Source organism: Kiritimatiellales bacterium (assembly GCA_041656295.1).
In the GTDB taxonomy this organism is placed as follows: Bacteria; Verrucomicrobiota; Kiritimatiellia; order Kiritimatiellales; family Tichowtungiaceae; genus Tichowtungia.
Genome location: JBBADV010000008.1, coordinates 69,966 through 82,568 on the forward strand (window position 1 = coordinate 69,966; position 12,603 = coordinate 82,568).

Annotated in this window: 14 protein-coding genes; 7 read left to right on the plus strand and 7 right to left on the minus strand. The window is 51.4% G+C overall.

All coding sequences use genetic code 11. The features are described 5' to 3' along the window. Positions 1 to 86: 86 nt before the first annotated feature. The 7 genes from WC959_06930 (at position 87) to WC959_06960 (ending at position 5,174) form a co-directional block, all read left to right on the plus strand. A complete protein-coding gene (locus WC959_06930; GenBank protein MFA5688863.1) occupies positions 87 to 821 on the plus strand; it encodes a DUF481 domain-containing protein in 735 nt (244 codons plus the stop codon). Between the two features lie 80 nt (positions 822 to 901). Next, positions 902 to 2,932, plus strand: coding sequence for a methionine--tRNA ligase (gene metG, locus WC959_06935; protein ID MFA5688864.1), 2,031 nt, complete (start codon positions 902 to 904; stop codon positions 2,930 to 2,932). A gap of 3 nt (positions 2,933 to 2,935) precedes the next feature. Continuing rightward, a complete protein-coding gene (locus tag WC959_06940) occupies positions 2,936 to 3,598 on the plus strand; it encodes a hypothetical protein (GenBank protein MFA5688865.1) in 663 nt (220 codons plus the stop codon). After that, positions 3,595 to 3,864 (plus strand): hypothetical protein, encoded by a 270-nt coding sequence (locus WC959_06945; protein MFA5688866.1) that lies wholly within the window; start codon positions 3,595 to 3,597, stop codon positions 3,862 to 3,864. Before WC959_06940 ends, WC959_06945 begins: the two co-directional genes overlap by 4 nt. A 16-nt stretch (positions 3,865 to 3,880) precedes the next feature. After that, positions 3,881 to 4,354 carry an HAD hydrolase-like protein gene (locus WC959_06950; GenBank protein ID MFA5688867.1) on the plus strand — a complete coding sequence of 158 codons (474 nt, stop codon included), beginning with the start codon at positions 3,881 to 3,883 and terminating at the stop codon, positions 4,352 to 4,354. Then, positions 4,339 to 5,040, plus strand: a complete 702-nt coding sequence (locus WC959_06955) for an MBL fold metallo-hydrolase (GenBank protein ID MFA5688868.1) — start codon at positions 4,339 to 4,341, stop codon at positions 5,038 to 5,040. The genes WC959_06950 and WC959_06955 overlap by 16 nt, the downstream gene beginning before the upstream one ends. 5 nt (positions 5,041 to 5,045) lie before the next feature. Continuing rightward, positions 5,046 to 5,174, plus strand: coding sequence for a hypothetical protein (locus tag WC959_06960; protein MFA5688869.1), 129 nt, complete (start codon positions 5,046 to 5,048; stop codon positions 5,172 to 5,174). A gap of 146 nt (positions 5,175 to 5,320) precedes the next feature. On the opposite strand, the gene WC959_06965 is transcribed toward WC959_06960, so the two are convergent. From WC959_06965 to tpiA, 7 genes are all read right to left on the minus strand, one after another. Further along, positions 5,321 to 6,646: a phosphomannomutase/phosphoglucomutase gene (locus WC959_06965; GenBank protein MFA5688870.1), complete on the minus strand. Its 1,326-nt coding sequence runs from the start codon at positions 6,644 to 6,646 to the stop codon at positions 5,321 to 5,323. 31 nt (positions 6,647 to 6,677) lie between these two features. Then, on the minus strand, positions 6,678 to 7,139 hold the full coding sequence (locus WC959_06970) for a DUF1573 domain-containing protein (GenBank protein ID MFA5688871.1): 462 nt from the start codon (positions 7,137 to 7,139) through the stop codon (positions 6,678 to 6,680). Between the two features lie 17 nt (positions 7,140 to 7,156). After that, complete coding sequence (locus WC959_06975; protein MFA5688872.1) at positions 7,157 to 8,170, minus strand: ABC transporter permease; 1,014 nt, start codon at positions 8,168 to 8,170, stop codon at positions 7,157 to 7,159. Then, positions 8,167 to 9,462 (minus strand): ABC transporter permease, encoded by a 1,296-nt coding sequence (locus WC959_06980; GenBank protein MFA5688873.1) that lies wholly within the window; start codon positions 9,460 to 9,462, stop codon positions 8,167 to 8,169. Before WC959_06980 ends, WC959_06975 begins: the two co-directional genes overlap by 4 nt. Next, a complete protein-coding gene (locus WC959_06985) occupies positions 9,462 to 11,291 on the minus strand; it encodes an ABC transporter substrate-binding protein (protein ID MFA5688874.1) in 1,830 nt (609 codons plus the stop codon). The genes WC959_06980 and WC959_06985 overlap by 1 nt, the downstream gene beginning before the upstream one ends. 20 nt (positions 11,292 to 11,311) lie before the next feature. Next, positions 11,312 to 11,647, minus strand: coding sequence for a preprotein translocase subunit SecG (gene secG / locus WC959_06990; GenBank protein MFA5688875.1), 336 nt, complete (start codon positions 11,645 to 11,647; stop codon positions 11,312 to 11,314). Between the two features lie 80 nt (positions 11,648 to 11,727). Further along, entirely contained in the window at positions 11,728 to 12,483 is a 756-nt protein-coding gene (gene tpiA / locus WC959_06995) for a triose-phosphate isomerase (GenBank protein MFA5688876.1), read from the minus strand. Positions 12,484 to 12,603: the final 120 nt, after the last annotated feature.

Genomic DNA, 12,603 nt, shown 5'->3' on the forward strand with positions numbered 1-12,603 from the left:
TGTGCATTGATTTTCTCATTTTCTTGCAGTCGGAGCGGCGCAGGATATAATCGCGCGCTGTTTTTATGAGTTTGAAAAGCGGTTTGATGAGTCGATATAAATCCAAATTAATTATTCTTACGCTGGCACTGTTTTCCGGCGCTGTATGCGGCAATGTCCCGGAAAAACAGCGCAACTGGAATGCAAATCTTTACGGCGGATTTACAATGAAAAACGGCAATACGGATGAAGATTCATTCCGGTATGGCGGGGTTTTTGAATATAAAAATGAGACGCTTTACCGCTGTATGACGCGTTTCGATGGGCGTTACCGGAAAACGAATGATAAGCGGAGCGAAGCAAAAAATGAAGCCGCCGCCGAATTGCGCCGGCTGATCACTGAAAAATGGTTTGCGTCTGCCACCATGAATGTTCAGCACGATGATATGAGGGACATTCGCTATCGTATTCAAGGCGGTCCGGGGGTTGGTCATTATTTTTTTGATACGAAGGAGTTGGGCCTCGATATCAGTACCGGTGTCGTTTATTTCCATGAAAAAAGGGAGTTGGAATCGGAAAACTCGGTGGACTGGCGCATCGCGCACCGGCTCACCTGGAAAATTACAGAAAATCTGGACTGCTGGTTTAATTCGGAGTTTCTGCAGAATCTGGACGAATCCCGGGATTTCCGTATGACAGTGCGTGCCGGAATTAATAATAAGATCAACCGGCATTTCAGTCTGACACTGACGATGCTGAATGAATATGATAACGATCCGGACAGCGATGATATTGAAAAAAACGATTTTGAGCTGAGCGCCGGAATCCGGTATACATTCTAGTCGAAAACCGTAGAGTACGCAGATAGAAATGGATGAAGAAGCCACGCTCGGACACGAATAAAAGCATAGATTGAGAGGGCATGCTCTGTATTCAGGATCGTGTAAAAATTGAAGAGTGGTATATGAAAGAAAAAACCTATTACGTTACAACACCGATTTATTATGTGAATGATCAGCCGCACATCGGCCACGCGTACACCACTATTCTTGCCGACGTGCTTGCTAATTATCACCGCATGCTCGGCATTCCCGCCTGGTTTCTTACCGGCACCGATGAACACGGACAGAAAGTTCAGCAGGCCGCCGAAAAAAACAGGCTGACGCCGCAGGAGCAGGCAGACAGCACGGTTGTCCGTTTCCAGGAACTGTGGAAGCGCCTCGAAATTACAAATGATGATTTTATCCGTACCACTGAATCCCGTCATAAAGAAATTGTCACGGAAGTGCTGCAAGACCTGTACGACCGTGATGAAATTTACCGCGCCGAATATGAAGGCTGGTATTGTGTGCCGTGCGAACGTTTTTTCACCGAGCGTGATCTGGTTGAAAATAAATGCCCGGAATGCAGCCGCACAGTCGAGCCGATTAAAGAAACCAACTATTTTTTCCGGATGAGTAAATATCAGGACTGGCTTATCGAATACATCGAAACGCATCCGGAATTTATTCAGCCCGATTTCCGTGCTAATGAAACACTTGGATTTCTCAAAAATAAAAAACTGCAGGACCTCTGTATTTCACGCCCGAAATCGCGCTTATCGTGGGGCATTGAACTGCCGTTCGACAAAGATTTTGTAACGTATGTCTGGTTTGACGCACTGCTCAATTATATCAGCACGATCGGCTATAAACGCGATAATGAAAAATTCAACCGCTGGTGGCCGGCGTCGATTCAGCTCATCGGCAAAGACATTCTTACCACGCATACTGTTTACTGGCCGACAATGCTCAAAGCCATGAACATTGAACTGCCGAAAACTGTTTTTGCACACGGCTGGTGGCTCACCGGCCGCACGAAAATGAGCAAGAGCCTTGGCAATGTCATCAATCCAATGGAGATGATTGACCGCTACGGCACGGACGCTTTCCGCTATTTTCTCATTGCCGAAATGACACTCGGGCAGGACGCATCATTTACCGAGGACGCCTTTGTCCGGCGCTACAACAGCGATCTGGCGAACGATCTTGGAAATTTGGTCAGCCGTACAATTAATATGCTTGGCCGCTACTGCGATGGAAAATTTCCGGCAGTGGGAGCAAATGCTCTGGCCGGCGCGCCGGAAAAAGAACTGTGGGACACCGTCCAGCAGGCAGTGGACGAAATAGAAAACTCCATCGACACGATGCGGTTGAATTCCGGCGTTGCGGCGGTGCTCGCCGCCGTGCGCAAAGTAAATCAGTATTTTGAAATCAGGCAGCCGTGGTCACTCGCAAAAACCGGTAATGCAAACGCGGTTGGAATTACACTTGCACTCGCCGCCGAAAGTTTGCGCGTCTGTGCGGCACTGCTGTATCCGATTATGCCGGAACGCTTGAGCGCCCTGCGCGCGGCGTTCGGACTCGGAAAACCGGCGCTCGATCAGCTTCGTATCTTCGGCGTTATCGCTGCCGGAACGCCGGTAGAAAAAATTGACGCGCTGTTTCCGCGTGTTGAGGTTGAAAAGGCGGCGCAGACTTTCCAGTCTGCGCAAAGCAGACAGGACTCGCAGGGAGGCGTTGTGAGTGCAACGCAGCGTCTGGAAGAGGCGGTAATTCCGCCCCACGGAGAGAAAGAAAAGGTTGAGGGCATCATTACCTACGACGACGTGATGAATGTAAAACTGCGCACCGCAAAAGTTCTGGCGGCGGAAAAAATTGAGAATGCTGATAAATTGCTTAAACTGCAAATTGAAGTCGGTGACGAAAAACGCCAGCTCGTTGCCGGGATTGCACAATATTATTCGCCGGCAGATGTTGTAGGGAAAACGATCGTCATCGTTGCAAACCTGAAACCGGCAAAAATCAGGGGCATCGAATCCCAGGGAATGTTGCTTTGTGCTTCAACCGAAGATGTGTTAAAGCTGATCACCATTGACGGTGAATTACCCGTCAGCGGGGCGGTTGTTAAATAAAGAATGAAAACACTGATTCTAGTCCGGCCGGCGGCAGCAGAAAAGTTCTGTCCGGCGCACGATCACGATCGCGGGTTGAGTGCGCTCGGCCGGTGTGATGCGCGGATAATGGCTGCCAAACTGGCCGAAATCATACCTGATGTAGATGCTGTAGTCTGCGGTTCCGCCGTGCGCGCCTATGCCAGCGCCGAAGCCTATGCCGCTCAGTTTTTCAAACCGGTGGAAGTGGACGAGCGGATTTATAGTGCAGACGAAAAAACCATGTTGAAAGTTGTCCGCTCGCTAAACAATATTGATCATACCGTCGTGCTGGTCGTGCACGGTGCGGTGCTGGACAGTTTTCTGACGGCGCTCACCGGCATTACGTATGAATCAGCACCGAAATCTGCCGTCGGCGTAGTCCGGCTGCCGGTGAAAAAATGGCGCAACGTATCTTTCGGGCATGCTAAGCTCGAAACCAGTTTTTCACCGCGGCAGGGTCCCGCGCGCGCGGTCCGGCAGACAAAAATTACCCCGTATTTCCGTTTTTTGCAATGGCGCTTTGCAAAAGCTCAGCGGTTTGAAATCATGATGGTTATTCTGATCAGCATTCTTGTTATCGTCGGAATTGTTGCGATTGCGGTGATTGCAACAACTCGCATCGGCGGATTATCCGGAGGCCGATGAGCCTTATGCCGCGCGGGTGGATATTTTTTGATATCGACGGAACACTGCTTCATGCCCATCGCGTCGGACGCGAAGCATTCCCCATTGCCTTTTATCATGCATTCGGCTGGGAGCAGGGCGTTGAACACATCAACTTTTTCGGTGCAACCGATCTTGGAGTTTTGCGCCGTGTCGCCGCCGAACGCTGTGAAATATTGACGCCGGAAATGGAGCGGAAATTTTTCAATTCTTGGAGTTTTGCGCCGTGTCGCCGCCGAACGCTGTGAAATATTGACGCCGGAAATGGAGCGGAAATTTTTCAATTGCCTAGCGCCGGCGGTGGAAGAACGGCTCGCACAACATGCACCGGAAGTGTTTGTTAATGTTAAGCCGCTGCTTCAAACATTAGTCGCAGACTGGAACCTCGGGATCATCACCGGCAATATTCTGCCGACTGCGCGCTCTAAACTTAAATATGCCGGACTGCTTGAGTTTTTCGACAAACGCGGGTTCGGCTGCGGCAGTTACGAAGACCGTGCTGAAATTGCACGGTGTGTTTTAGCACGCATTGGAAATCCGGCGCGCTGTATATTAATCGGGGATACACCGAATGATATTTTCGCGGCGAAAAAAAATAATATGTCCGCTGTTGCCGTGGCCGCCGGCGGATTTGATGCACCGGCGCTGCATGCCGCCGGCGCCGATCTGGTTCTAAACGATTTTTCTAATGCTGCGCCGCTATTCGAACTGCTGGAGCATATATGGTTCAAGCGTTGAATGTTACTGTGCTGTCCAATAACTGCGTGTTTAAAAAAGGATTGCTTGCCGAACACGGCTGGTCGCTGTGGATTGAAGCAGACGATCATATTTTTCTATGGGATACAGGGCAGGGGCTTGCCATTGAACACAACGCGCGCGAATTGAATTTGGATTTGCGCCGCATCGAGGCGGTTTTGCTAAGTCACGGACATTATGACCACACCGGCGGACTGCGCAATGTTCTGAAATATGCACCGCATGCAAAAATATACTGTCATCCGGCGGTGTTCCAGCCGCAGTACCGGCGCGAGCCCGGCGGGAAAAAATCGCGCGAAATCGGGCTGCCGTTTTATACGCAGGAAACACTTGAGGCAGCGTGCGGCGGACTGATCGCTTCCGCAGAACCGGTAGAAATTATTTCAGGAGTTTGGATGAGCGGCGAAATTCCACGTGATCACGGCAGTGGCTGGTCCGTAATTTTTATTTCGATAAAGACTGTACCGTGCCGTGCCGCGTTCCGGACGATCAAACACTCTTTGTTGAAACTCCACGCGGCACCGTCTTGCTCACCGCCTGTCCGCACGCCGGCGCCATCAACATCATGCACGCCGCCGGGAGAGTCACCGGCAACATGGGAATTTACGCCATCTTCGGCGGATTTTTTATTCCCGGCGCCAAACCCGGGGCGTCACTGCCGGTATTGAATGAAATGAAAAAACGCGGAGTAAAAATATTTGGACCGGCACACTGCACCGGCGGTTCTGCCGGCGTCGAACTGCGCATCAACTTCCCCGGTGAATATCTGGAGGTCTATGCCGGCAGCCGGTTCAGTTTTTAAAATGATTCAATGATTTGCGAGGTTGGGGCATGCGAGCTCGCGCTTCCATGCAAAATGCCGCCCTTTACGACTCCGGCGAAAAAAACACAACTTCGAGATCCCATCTGTTATTTCATGCGTGGAACTTCGTATAATTTATGGGCGATTTACATACGAATCAGCGCGAGAACTTCGTCACGTTTTTGAGTCATTTGTTCCGGTGTTTTAGCTTCGAGGTTGAGGCGGACGAGCGGCTCGGTATTGGATGAACGGACGTTGAACCACCAGTCGGAATATTCATAGGAATTGCCGTCAAGCTGGAAGCGATGTGCGTCGCCGTATGTTTCGTCAAGACGTTTAAACACCGCCTGAACATCGTCAACTTTTGAATTAATTTCGCCGGACGCAAAGTAGCGTTTGACCGGCTTAACAAGTTCGGACAGTGTTTTACCGGTTTTGCTGACGAGGCTGGCAACGCAGACGGCAGCGAGCGAAGAGCTTTCAGTGTAATAGTTGTCGCGGAAATAATAGTGCCCGGAAAGCTCGCCGGCGAATACAGCATCCGCCTCACGCATTTGCGCTTTGATAAAGGCGTGGCCGACGCGGCTCATCATTGGACGTCCGCCGGCCTCTTCGATGACTTCTTTCACCGCCCAGCTGCTGCGCAGGTCGTAGTAAATCGCGGCGCCGGGGAATTGTTCAAGCATGGATTGCGCGATGAGTGCAGTGATCATATCCATCGTGACAACATCGCCGTTTTCATCCAGAAAACCGGCGCGGTCGGCGTCGCCGTCGAACGCGATACCGAAATCATAGGTGCCTGACTTCAGCTTGGCGGAAACGTCGGTGAGTGTTTTAAGGTCAAGCGGATTGGCTTCATGATTCGGAAAGGTTCCGTCGAGTGTGTCGTACAGCGGTGTAATATTGAATATGTCATCAGTGAAAGTGCCGGCTTCAAGAATGCCCATGCCGTTTGCATAATCGATAACGACATTAAGCGGTGCGCGCATGTCGGCAAACGCGCGGATGTGCTCATAATACTCTTTTTTAATATCATACGTTTCAATTTCGCCGGCTGCGGTTGCGGGTGCATCGAAGGTTTCTTCATTTACAATGCGTTCAATATCGGCAATGCCGGTGGCGCCGGAAACCGGAATCGCCTGTTCGCGGCAGATCTTCATACCATTCCATTCGCCGGGATTGTGCGAGGCGGTGATGATGGCACTGCCGTCGGCCCCGAGTTTACCGTTGGCATAATAGGACATCGGTGTAGAGACCAGTCCAATGTTAATAACATTCACACCATGCATGGAAAGTCCTTTGGCCATCGCCTCAAAAAGCGGCGTGGAGTGCGGGCGCATGTCGTGACCGATAACAAATTTTTTCGGCTTGAGGAATGTTGCCACCGCGCGTCCGATTTTGAACGCGATGTCTTCCGTCAGATCTCGACCGTAAATGCCGCGAATATCGTACGCTTTAAAAATGCCAGCCATAGTTTTTCTCCTTAAATAATGAATGCCTGATTTAATCAGAAACCGGTGTTGTTTCAACAAAACCTTCCACATAAAGTGTAAACGGCGGCACCGCCGGATCAGCGGAAATCAATTGGATCGTGCGTTTTTGCAACCCGCTGCGTCCGGCGGCGGTGAACACCGCCGTCACGCTGGCGCTTTCGCCGGGGCCGATCATCCGCCTGTCAATTTTCACGGCGGTGCAGCTGCATGAACTTTGCAGTGACTGCAGTGCAAAACTTAGATCGCCGGCATTTTTTATAACGAACACATTGGTGACAACTGCCGTTTGGTTCACGGTGCCGAAATCAAAAACCGGCGCGGCACAAATTAATTTTACGCCCTGCACCGCACGCGCCGGCAGTGCAAATAAAAGCGTCGCAAAAATAAGTAGAGCGGGGCAGATATTCCTGTCTGCCCGCTGCACCGACGGAAGCACAGACAGGAATGTCTGCGTCACCGAAAAGATTTTCATCCCGCATTTCATTTTTATTAATTTTCCTCCGTGCGCAGGCGCGGATCGAGTGCATCGCGCAACGCATCACCAAGCAGATTAAATGCGAGGACGAGTCCAAAAATTGCAAGCGTGACGAATGCCATTTCCCACCAGACGCCGTGCCACAGGCGCATACGTGCGCTGTTAATCATAATGCCCCATGACGGTTCGCCGACAACGCCGATGCCGAGAAAGCTCATGAATACTTCGGTGCTGACAGACGCCGGAAACCGCAGAGTGAAGGTGACGATGACGACGTGAAAGACGTTCGGCAGAATGTGGCGGAACAGTATGCGCGGCCAGCTGAGTCCAAGTGTTTTCGCCGCCTGCACATACGCCTGTTCTTTGTGTTTAATCACTTCGCCGCGAATTAAGCGGCAAAGTCCGACCCACGTGGTTAAACCGATACCAAGATAAATTCCAAGCAGTCCTTTGCCGACGACCATGGCGATGGCGAGAATAAAAAGCAGTCCGGGCATTGATGCCACGGTGGAATAAAACCACACCACAACATCGTCGACACGCCCGCCGAAATATCCGGCGAGGCAGCCGAAAAATACGCCGATCGGAATAGCAATTAATGCCGTGATAACGCCGACGCGATAGGCAATGCGTGTGCCTTGAATCAGGCGCTGCATCACATCGCGGCCAAGCGCATCGGTACCCATCCAGTGTCCGGCGGACGGCGGCTGATAGGCGATGTCGAGATCAGTTTTTTGATAGAACGCAGTTTGGTCTTTGATTTTATAATATTGATAAACCGCTTCGCCGTAACATGCCAGTACAGTATAAAACGTCACAATCCACAGACAGGCCATTGCGAGCCGGTTTTTTTTCACCCGCCGCCATGCATCACGCCACAGAGAATTATTATTTTTTAATGTGGGACAGGCTTCCAGCCTGTCCACGGCTGCAGAGTTGTGGGGCAGACATTCCTGTCTGCGCCGCATTTTCCATCCCGGCCCGGGCAGGCCGGAAGCCAGTCCTGTATTCTGTTCGCGATTTTTCATTTCAGCTTCACCCGTGGATCCACAAGTGCATAACAGATATCCGCCATGAGGTTGGCGATAACAAACAATATGGAACCGATGAGTACAATCGCGCGCACAACATCAACGTCCGCCGAATTGATGGCGTTGATCCCGAGATAGCCGAGCCCCGGAATGCCGAAAAAACTTTCGAGCAGCAGACTGCCGGTGTAGAGAAACGGAATCGCGATAACGACATTAGTCACAATGGGAATCATCGCGTTTTTTAAAACATGTTTGAACAGAATTCCGGCGCGGCTGACGCCTTTAGCCTGCGCGGTGCGAACGTAATCGCGGTGCATTTCGTCGAGCATGATAGTGCGGTAAAAACGCAGTTCAGCACCGAGTCCGCTGATGACGCCGATGATAACCGGCAGAATTAAATAGCGCATACTTTCAAAGCCCCACACCGGAAACCAGCCGAATTTATAACCGAAGTAATACTGTCCGGCGACGATGTAGACGAGATAGTTGATGCTCATCAGTGCGACGGAAAACACAATAAAGAAACGGTCGATCCATGTATCGCGCCAGTACGCGCAGAAGAGCGACAGAATTACAGCAGTGATTAATCCGGCGATAAAAATCGGTACAGCCAATGTTAACGAAGGAATAATGCCGTCGCGCAACAGTGTTGAAACGCGCTGGTTCGTGCTGTGCGAAATTCCAAAATCAGCGTGTACGAGCTGGGTTAAATAGAATAGAAACTGTGAATCAAAAATATTTTCTCTCAGGCGCAGCAGTTGTATCGACTGAATTTTCACCGGCGCATCGCCAGTAAAAATTACCGGTGGCGTATTTTCAAACTTAACAACGGTTTTAAACGTAGACGCGACGCCCTCGTCGCGTTCATTAAAAATAAGTTTCCCGTCTTCAAAATGCGCCGGGGACGTTGCGTCTATTTTCAGTTCGTACCGTGTATTTTCGCGCAGCGCAAACCGCAGCGGGATGTTATATCTGCCGTGCGGCGCAAGTATAATCGCGCCGTTCATCCAGATTACACCCGGAATGCCATGCCAGTCGCCGGCGGCGCGGCTGAAATCAGAATCTGCACAGGCACGCGTTGGAACACCGCGTTTAAAAAAGGGGAAAAGCGGCTTGTTAAATCCGCGCAGTTCGTCGAACTCCTCCAGCGATTTCGGTTGCGCGTGCGGGCCGAGTACCTGCCGTGCCGGACTTCCGCCGACGACATTAAACAGAATGAACGTAATTAAAATTACGCCGAACACCGTCGGGATCATTTGCAGCGAACGCCGGAGAATATAACGCAGCATTATTCCTCCTCCCCGTGCGTTTTTTTCCACTGCTCCCACGCGGCATTGTCGACGCGCCGGTATTTGACCATGGTGTACGGAAAACTGTGGGATTTATAGTTGCGCATCCAGTTGTGAATGAGTGCGAAATCCATCGGCTGATACATGAAAATCCATGGACAGTCTTCGATGATGATATCCGCCATTTTTTCACACAGCGCATCTTTTGCGGTACCGGGCAGCATGGTGCGCATCTGTTCATAGAGTTTATCAAATTCGGGATTTACATAATTGGCATGGTTCGGCCCCGGCGAAACATTGGCGCTGTGGAACAGCTGCAGAAAATTTTCAGCATCGGGATAGTCGGCAACCCATCCGAGCGAAAAGAGCTGCGCCTGCCGGCGATCCATTTTATCGAGAAACGCCGGCCAGTTATTATATTCGGCTTTCAGTACAACGCCGATTTTGTCGTACATGCCCGCCATGAGGTCGACCATCTGGCGCATATCTGCCGTTGCACCGCCGAGTTCCAATACAATTTCCAGCCGCCGGCCGGTGGCCGGATTTATGCCGTTTGGATAGCCGGCTTCAGCGAGCAGCTGTCCGGCTTTTTCGAGATCGAATGAGTATGCGGTCGGCCCCGGTTTAAATCCGGCGAGTGGATCAGGCAGCGGGCCATACACCGGCGTGATGCGTCCGTTAAAATAAGTGACGAGCAGTTCGGGGCTGAATGCGCATGAAAGCGCCTGCCGGAGAGTTTTATTCGGGCCGACGACCGGATCGTCCATATTAAAGCCGATATAAAACAGATCGAGTGTCGGTTCTTTGAGCAGGGTAATTTTTTTGTTCTGCAGTTCGGCAGACAGGTCGTTGTCAAGTGTGATGACAACATCCCAGTTGTCGCGCGAAATTCCGCTGAAACTGAACTGGCCGGCGAGAAACATCATCCACGTTGTAGTAGGATCGTCGACAACGAACTGTACGATACGGTCGAGGAACGGAACCTGTTTCCCTGCGTCATCCAGTAAGCCGGCGGTGCGGTCTTCTGCGGTGCCGGTGGAGGGATAGAGTTCGATGCGGCCGGTTTCCTGCCATTTCGGATTGCGGACAAATTCGATGCGGTAGTTGCGTGTCCACCGTTCAAGAATGAACGGGCCGGTGCCGACGGGATGATTGACGAATTCTTTGCCGTAATATTCCACCGCTTCGCGCGGCACGGCAAATGTATAATGCATGGCCATGATCCACAATAACTGCGGATACGGTTCGACGAGTTTAATTTGAAATGTGTAGCGGTCCGGCGCGGAGAGTCCTTCTACCGGCGCGTCATAGTTGGTCGGCGCATCGCCGGCGGATGCGGCGCGAAATTCATCAAGCCCGACAATGCGGCCGTTGAACGCCCAATAGCCGGCAGACATGGTTTTCAGATCGGCAACGCGTTTGATGGAGTAGACAAAATCTTCGGCAGTGAGTTCGCGGCCCCGGTCGCCGGGAAAACAGTTATCGTCCTGAAAATAGATTCCTTTACGGACACGGAATGTATAAGTGAGTCCGTCGCCGGAAATTTCCGGCAGCGCCTCGGCAAGCAGCGGCTGAACGCGGTAGGGGCGGTCGAGATAGGCGTAATCAAGCAGGCCTTCATAAATGCGGCCGATCATCATGGAGGAAGCGACATCGCCGGCGCGCGCGGGATCAAACCCGCGTACGCGGGGGGTTTGTCCGTAAAGAACCTGTTCCTCTTCAAAGCGCAACGAATCGAGTTCGCCGCGCCCGCAAGAACCAAGAAACAAAGTAAAAAAAACGACAGAAACCGGCAGGAAAAAATCCCAACCGCTGTTCCGCCGTTTCATTTAACTCAGATCTCCGGAGATTATTCAGCCGGCATCACCGGCATTTCAGATGCTGCCGGTACGGCGGCCGGCATTACCGGCGCCGGAACAGCCGCGCCGTCCATCAGCGATTTGTTAGCGCTGCCGGAGAACATCAGGCCGAGCACCAGCGTATTTATTAGAAAAATAATGCCGATCACAATCGTGGCTTTTGTCAGTACATTGCCGGTGCGCGCGCCGAACAGTGTATCGTTACCGCCGGCGCCGAATGCCATTCCGAGTCCGCCGTCTTTCGACTTCTGTAACAGAATCAGACCGATCAGCGCCAGGCTGCATGCCGCTTCAAGAATAATCAACAGTGTACGAATAATAATCATTTCAAACCTCCAGACCTTAGACTTTAGACCTTAGGAATTCAAAGCTAATGCCTAAAGCCCATGGCCTAATGCCTTTTTTCTTATACTCCCGCTTTAACAATATCAATAAATGAACGCGCCTCGAGCGCCGCGCCGCCGATCAGTCCGCCGTCAATATCCGGCTGATCCATCAGCTCTTTTGCATTATTCGGCTTCATGCTGCCGCCGTACTGAATGCGCAGGCCGTCCGCCGCTTCGTTGCCGACCATATTACGCACGATACCGCGAATGAAAGCGTGCACTTCCTGTGCCTGCTCTGATGTCGCCGTTTTTCCGGTGCCGATCGCCCAGACCGGTTCATAGGCAATCACCAGTTCGGCATACTGCTCCGCCGGAATGCCGGCGAGGCTGCCGCGCACCTGCTCTTCAACTACTTTATTCGTATCGCCCGCTTCGCGCTCTTCCAGCGTTTCGCCAACGCAAACAATCGGGCGCAGTCCGTTTGCCAGTGCTTTTTTTGCTTTTGAATTCACGAACGCATCCGTTTCTCCGTAATAGGTGCGGCGTTCGCTGTGGCCAAGAATTACATATTTTACATACAGCTCGCGGAGCATCGTGTGAGAAATTTCGCCTGTGTACGCGCCGTCGTCCTGATCGCTCATATTCTGACAGCCGAGCTTGATTTCAGTGTCGGCAATTTTATCGCTCACTGTTTTCAGTGCCGTAAACGGCGGACAGACAACCACTTCAACATTATTAAAGCTCGAAAGATCAACCTTTAAACCGTCAACCAGCGCCGCCGCTTCCGCGACCGTCTTATTCATTTTCCAGTTGCCGGCAATAATTTTTTTACGCATCAAACTGCTCCTTCAGGTTTTAAAATTTTCCACAAATGAGCCGAGAATTTACCGGATCCTACCGTGAAACGTAAAGTGTAAAGCTTGATTATAAAATTATAAAAACCGGAGGATCGTGAG

Bases quoted from the DNA above. Each gene is read 5' to 3' on its own strand.
- WC959_06930 (MFA5688863.1), top strand. From the start codon at position 87: ATGAGTCGATATAAATCCAAATTAATTATTCTTACGCTGGCACTGTTT.
- metG (MFA5688864.1), top strand. From the start codon at position 902: ATGCTCTGTATTCAGGATCGTGTAAAAATTGAAGAGTGGTATATGAAA.
- WC959_06940 (MFA5688865.1), top strand. From the start codon at position 2,936: ATGAAAACACTGATTCTAGTCCGGCCGGCGGCAGCAGAAAAGTTCTGT.
- WC959_06945 (MFA5688866.1), top strand. From the start codon at position 3,595: ATGAGCCTTATGCCGCGCGGGTGGATATTTTTTGATATCGACGGAACA.
- WC959_06950 (MFA5688867.1), top strand. From the start codon at position 3,881: ATGGAGCGGAAATTTTTCAATTGCCTAGCGCCGGCGGTGGAAGAACGG.
- WC959_06955 (MFA5688868.1), top strand. From the start codon at position 4,339: ATGGTTCAAGCGTTGAATGTTACTGTGCTGTCCAATAACTGCGTGTTT.
- WC959_06960 (MFA5688869.1), top strand. From the start codon at position 5,046: ATGAAAAAACGCGGAGTAAAAATATTTGGACCGGCACACTGCACCGGC.
- WC959_06965 (MFA5688870.1), bottom strand. From the start codon at position 6,646: ATGGCTGGCATTTTTAAAGCGTACGATATTCGCGGCATTTACGGTCGA.
- WC959_06970 (MFA5688871.1), bottom strand. From the start codon at position 7,139: ATGAAAATCTTTTCGGTGACGCAGACATTCCTGTCTGTGCTTCCGTCG.
- WC959_06975 (MFA5688872.1), bottom strand. From the start codon at position 8,170: ATGAAAAATCGCGAACAGAATACAGGACTGGCTTCCGGCCTGCCCGGG.
- WC959_06980 (MFA5688873.1), bottom strand. From the start codon at position 9,462: ATGCTGCGTTATATTCTCCGGCGTTCGCTGCAAATGATCCCGACGGTG.
- WC959_06985 (MFA5688874.1), bottom strand. From the start codon at position 11,291: ATGAAACGGCGGAACAGCGGTTGGGATTTTTTCCTGCCGGTTTCTGTC.
- secG (MFA5688875.1), bottom strand. From the start codon at position 11,647: ATGATTATTATTCGTACACTGTTGATTATTCTTGAAGCGGCATGCAGC.
- tpiA (MFA5688876.1), bottom strand. From the start codon at position 12,483: ATGCGTAAAAAAATTATTGCCGGCAACTGGAAAATGAATAAGACGGTC.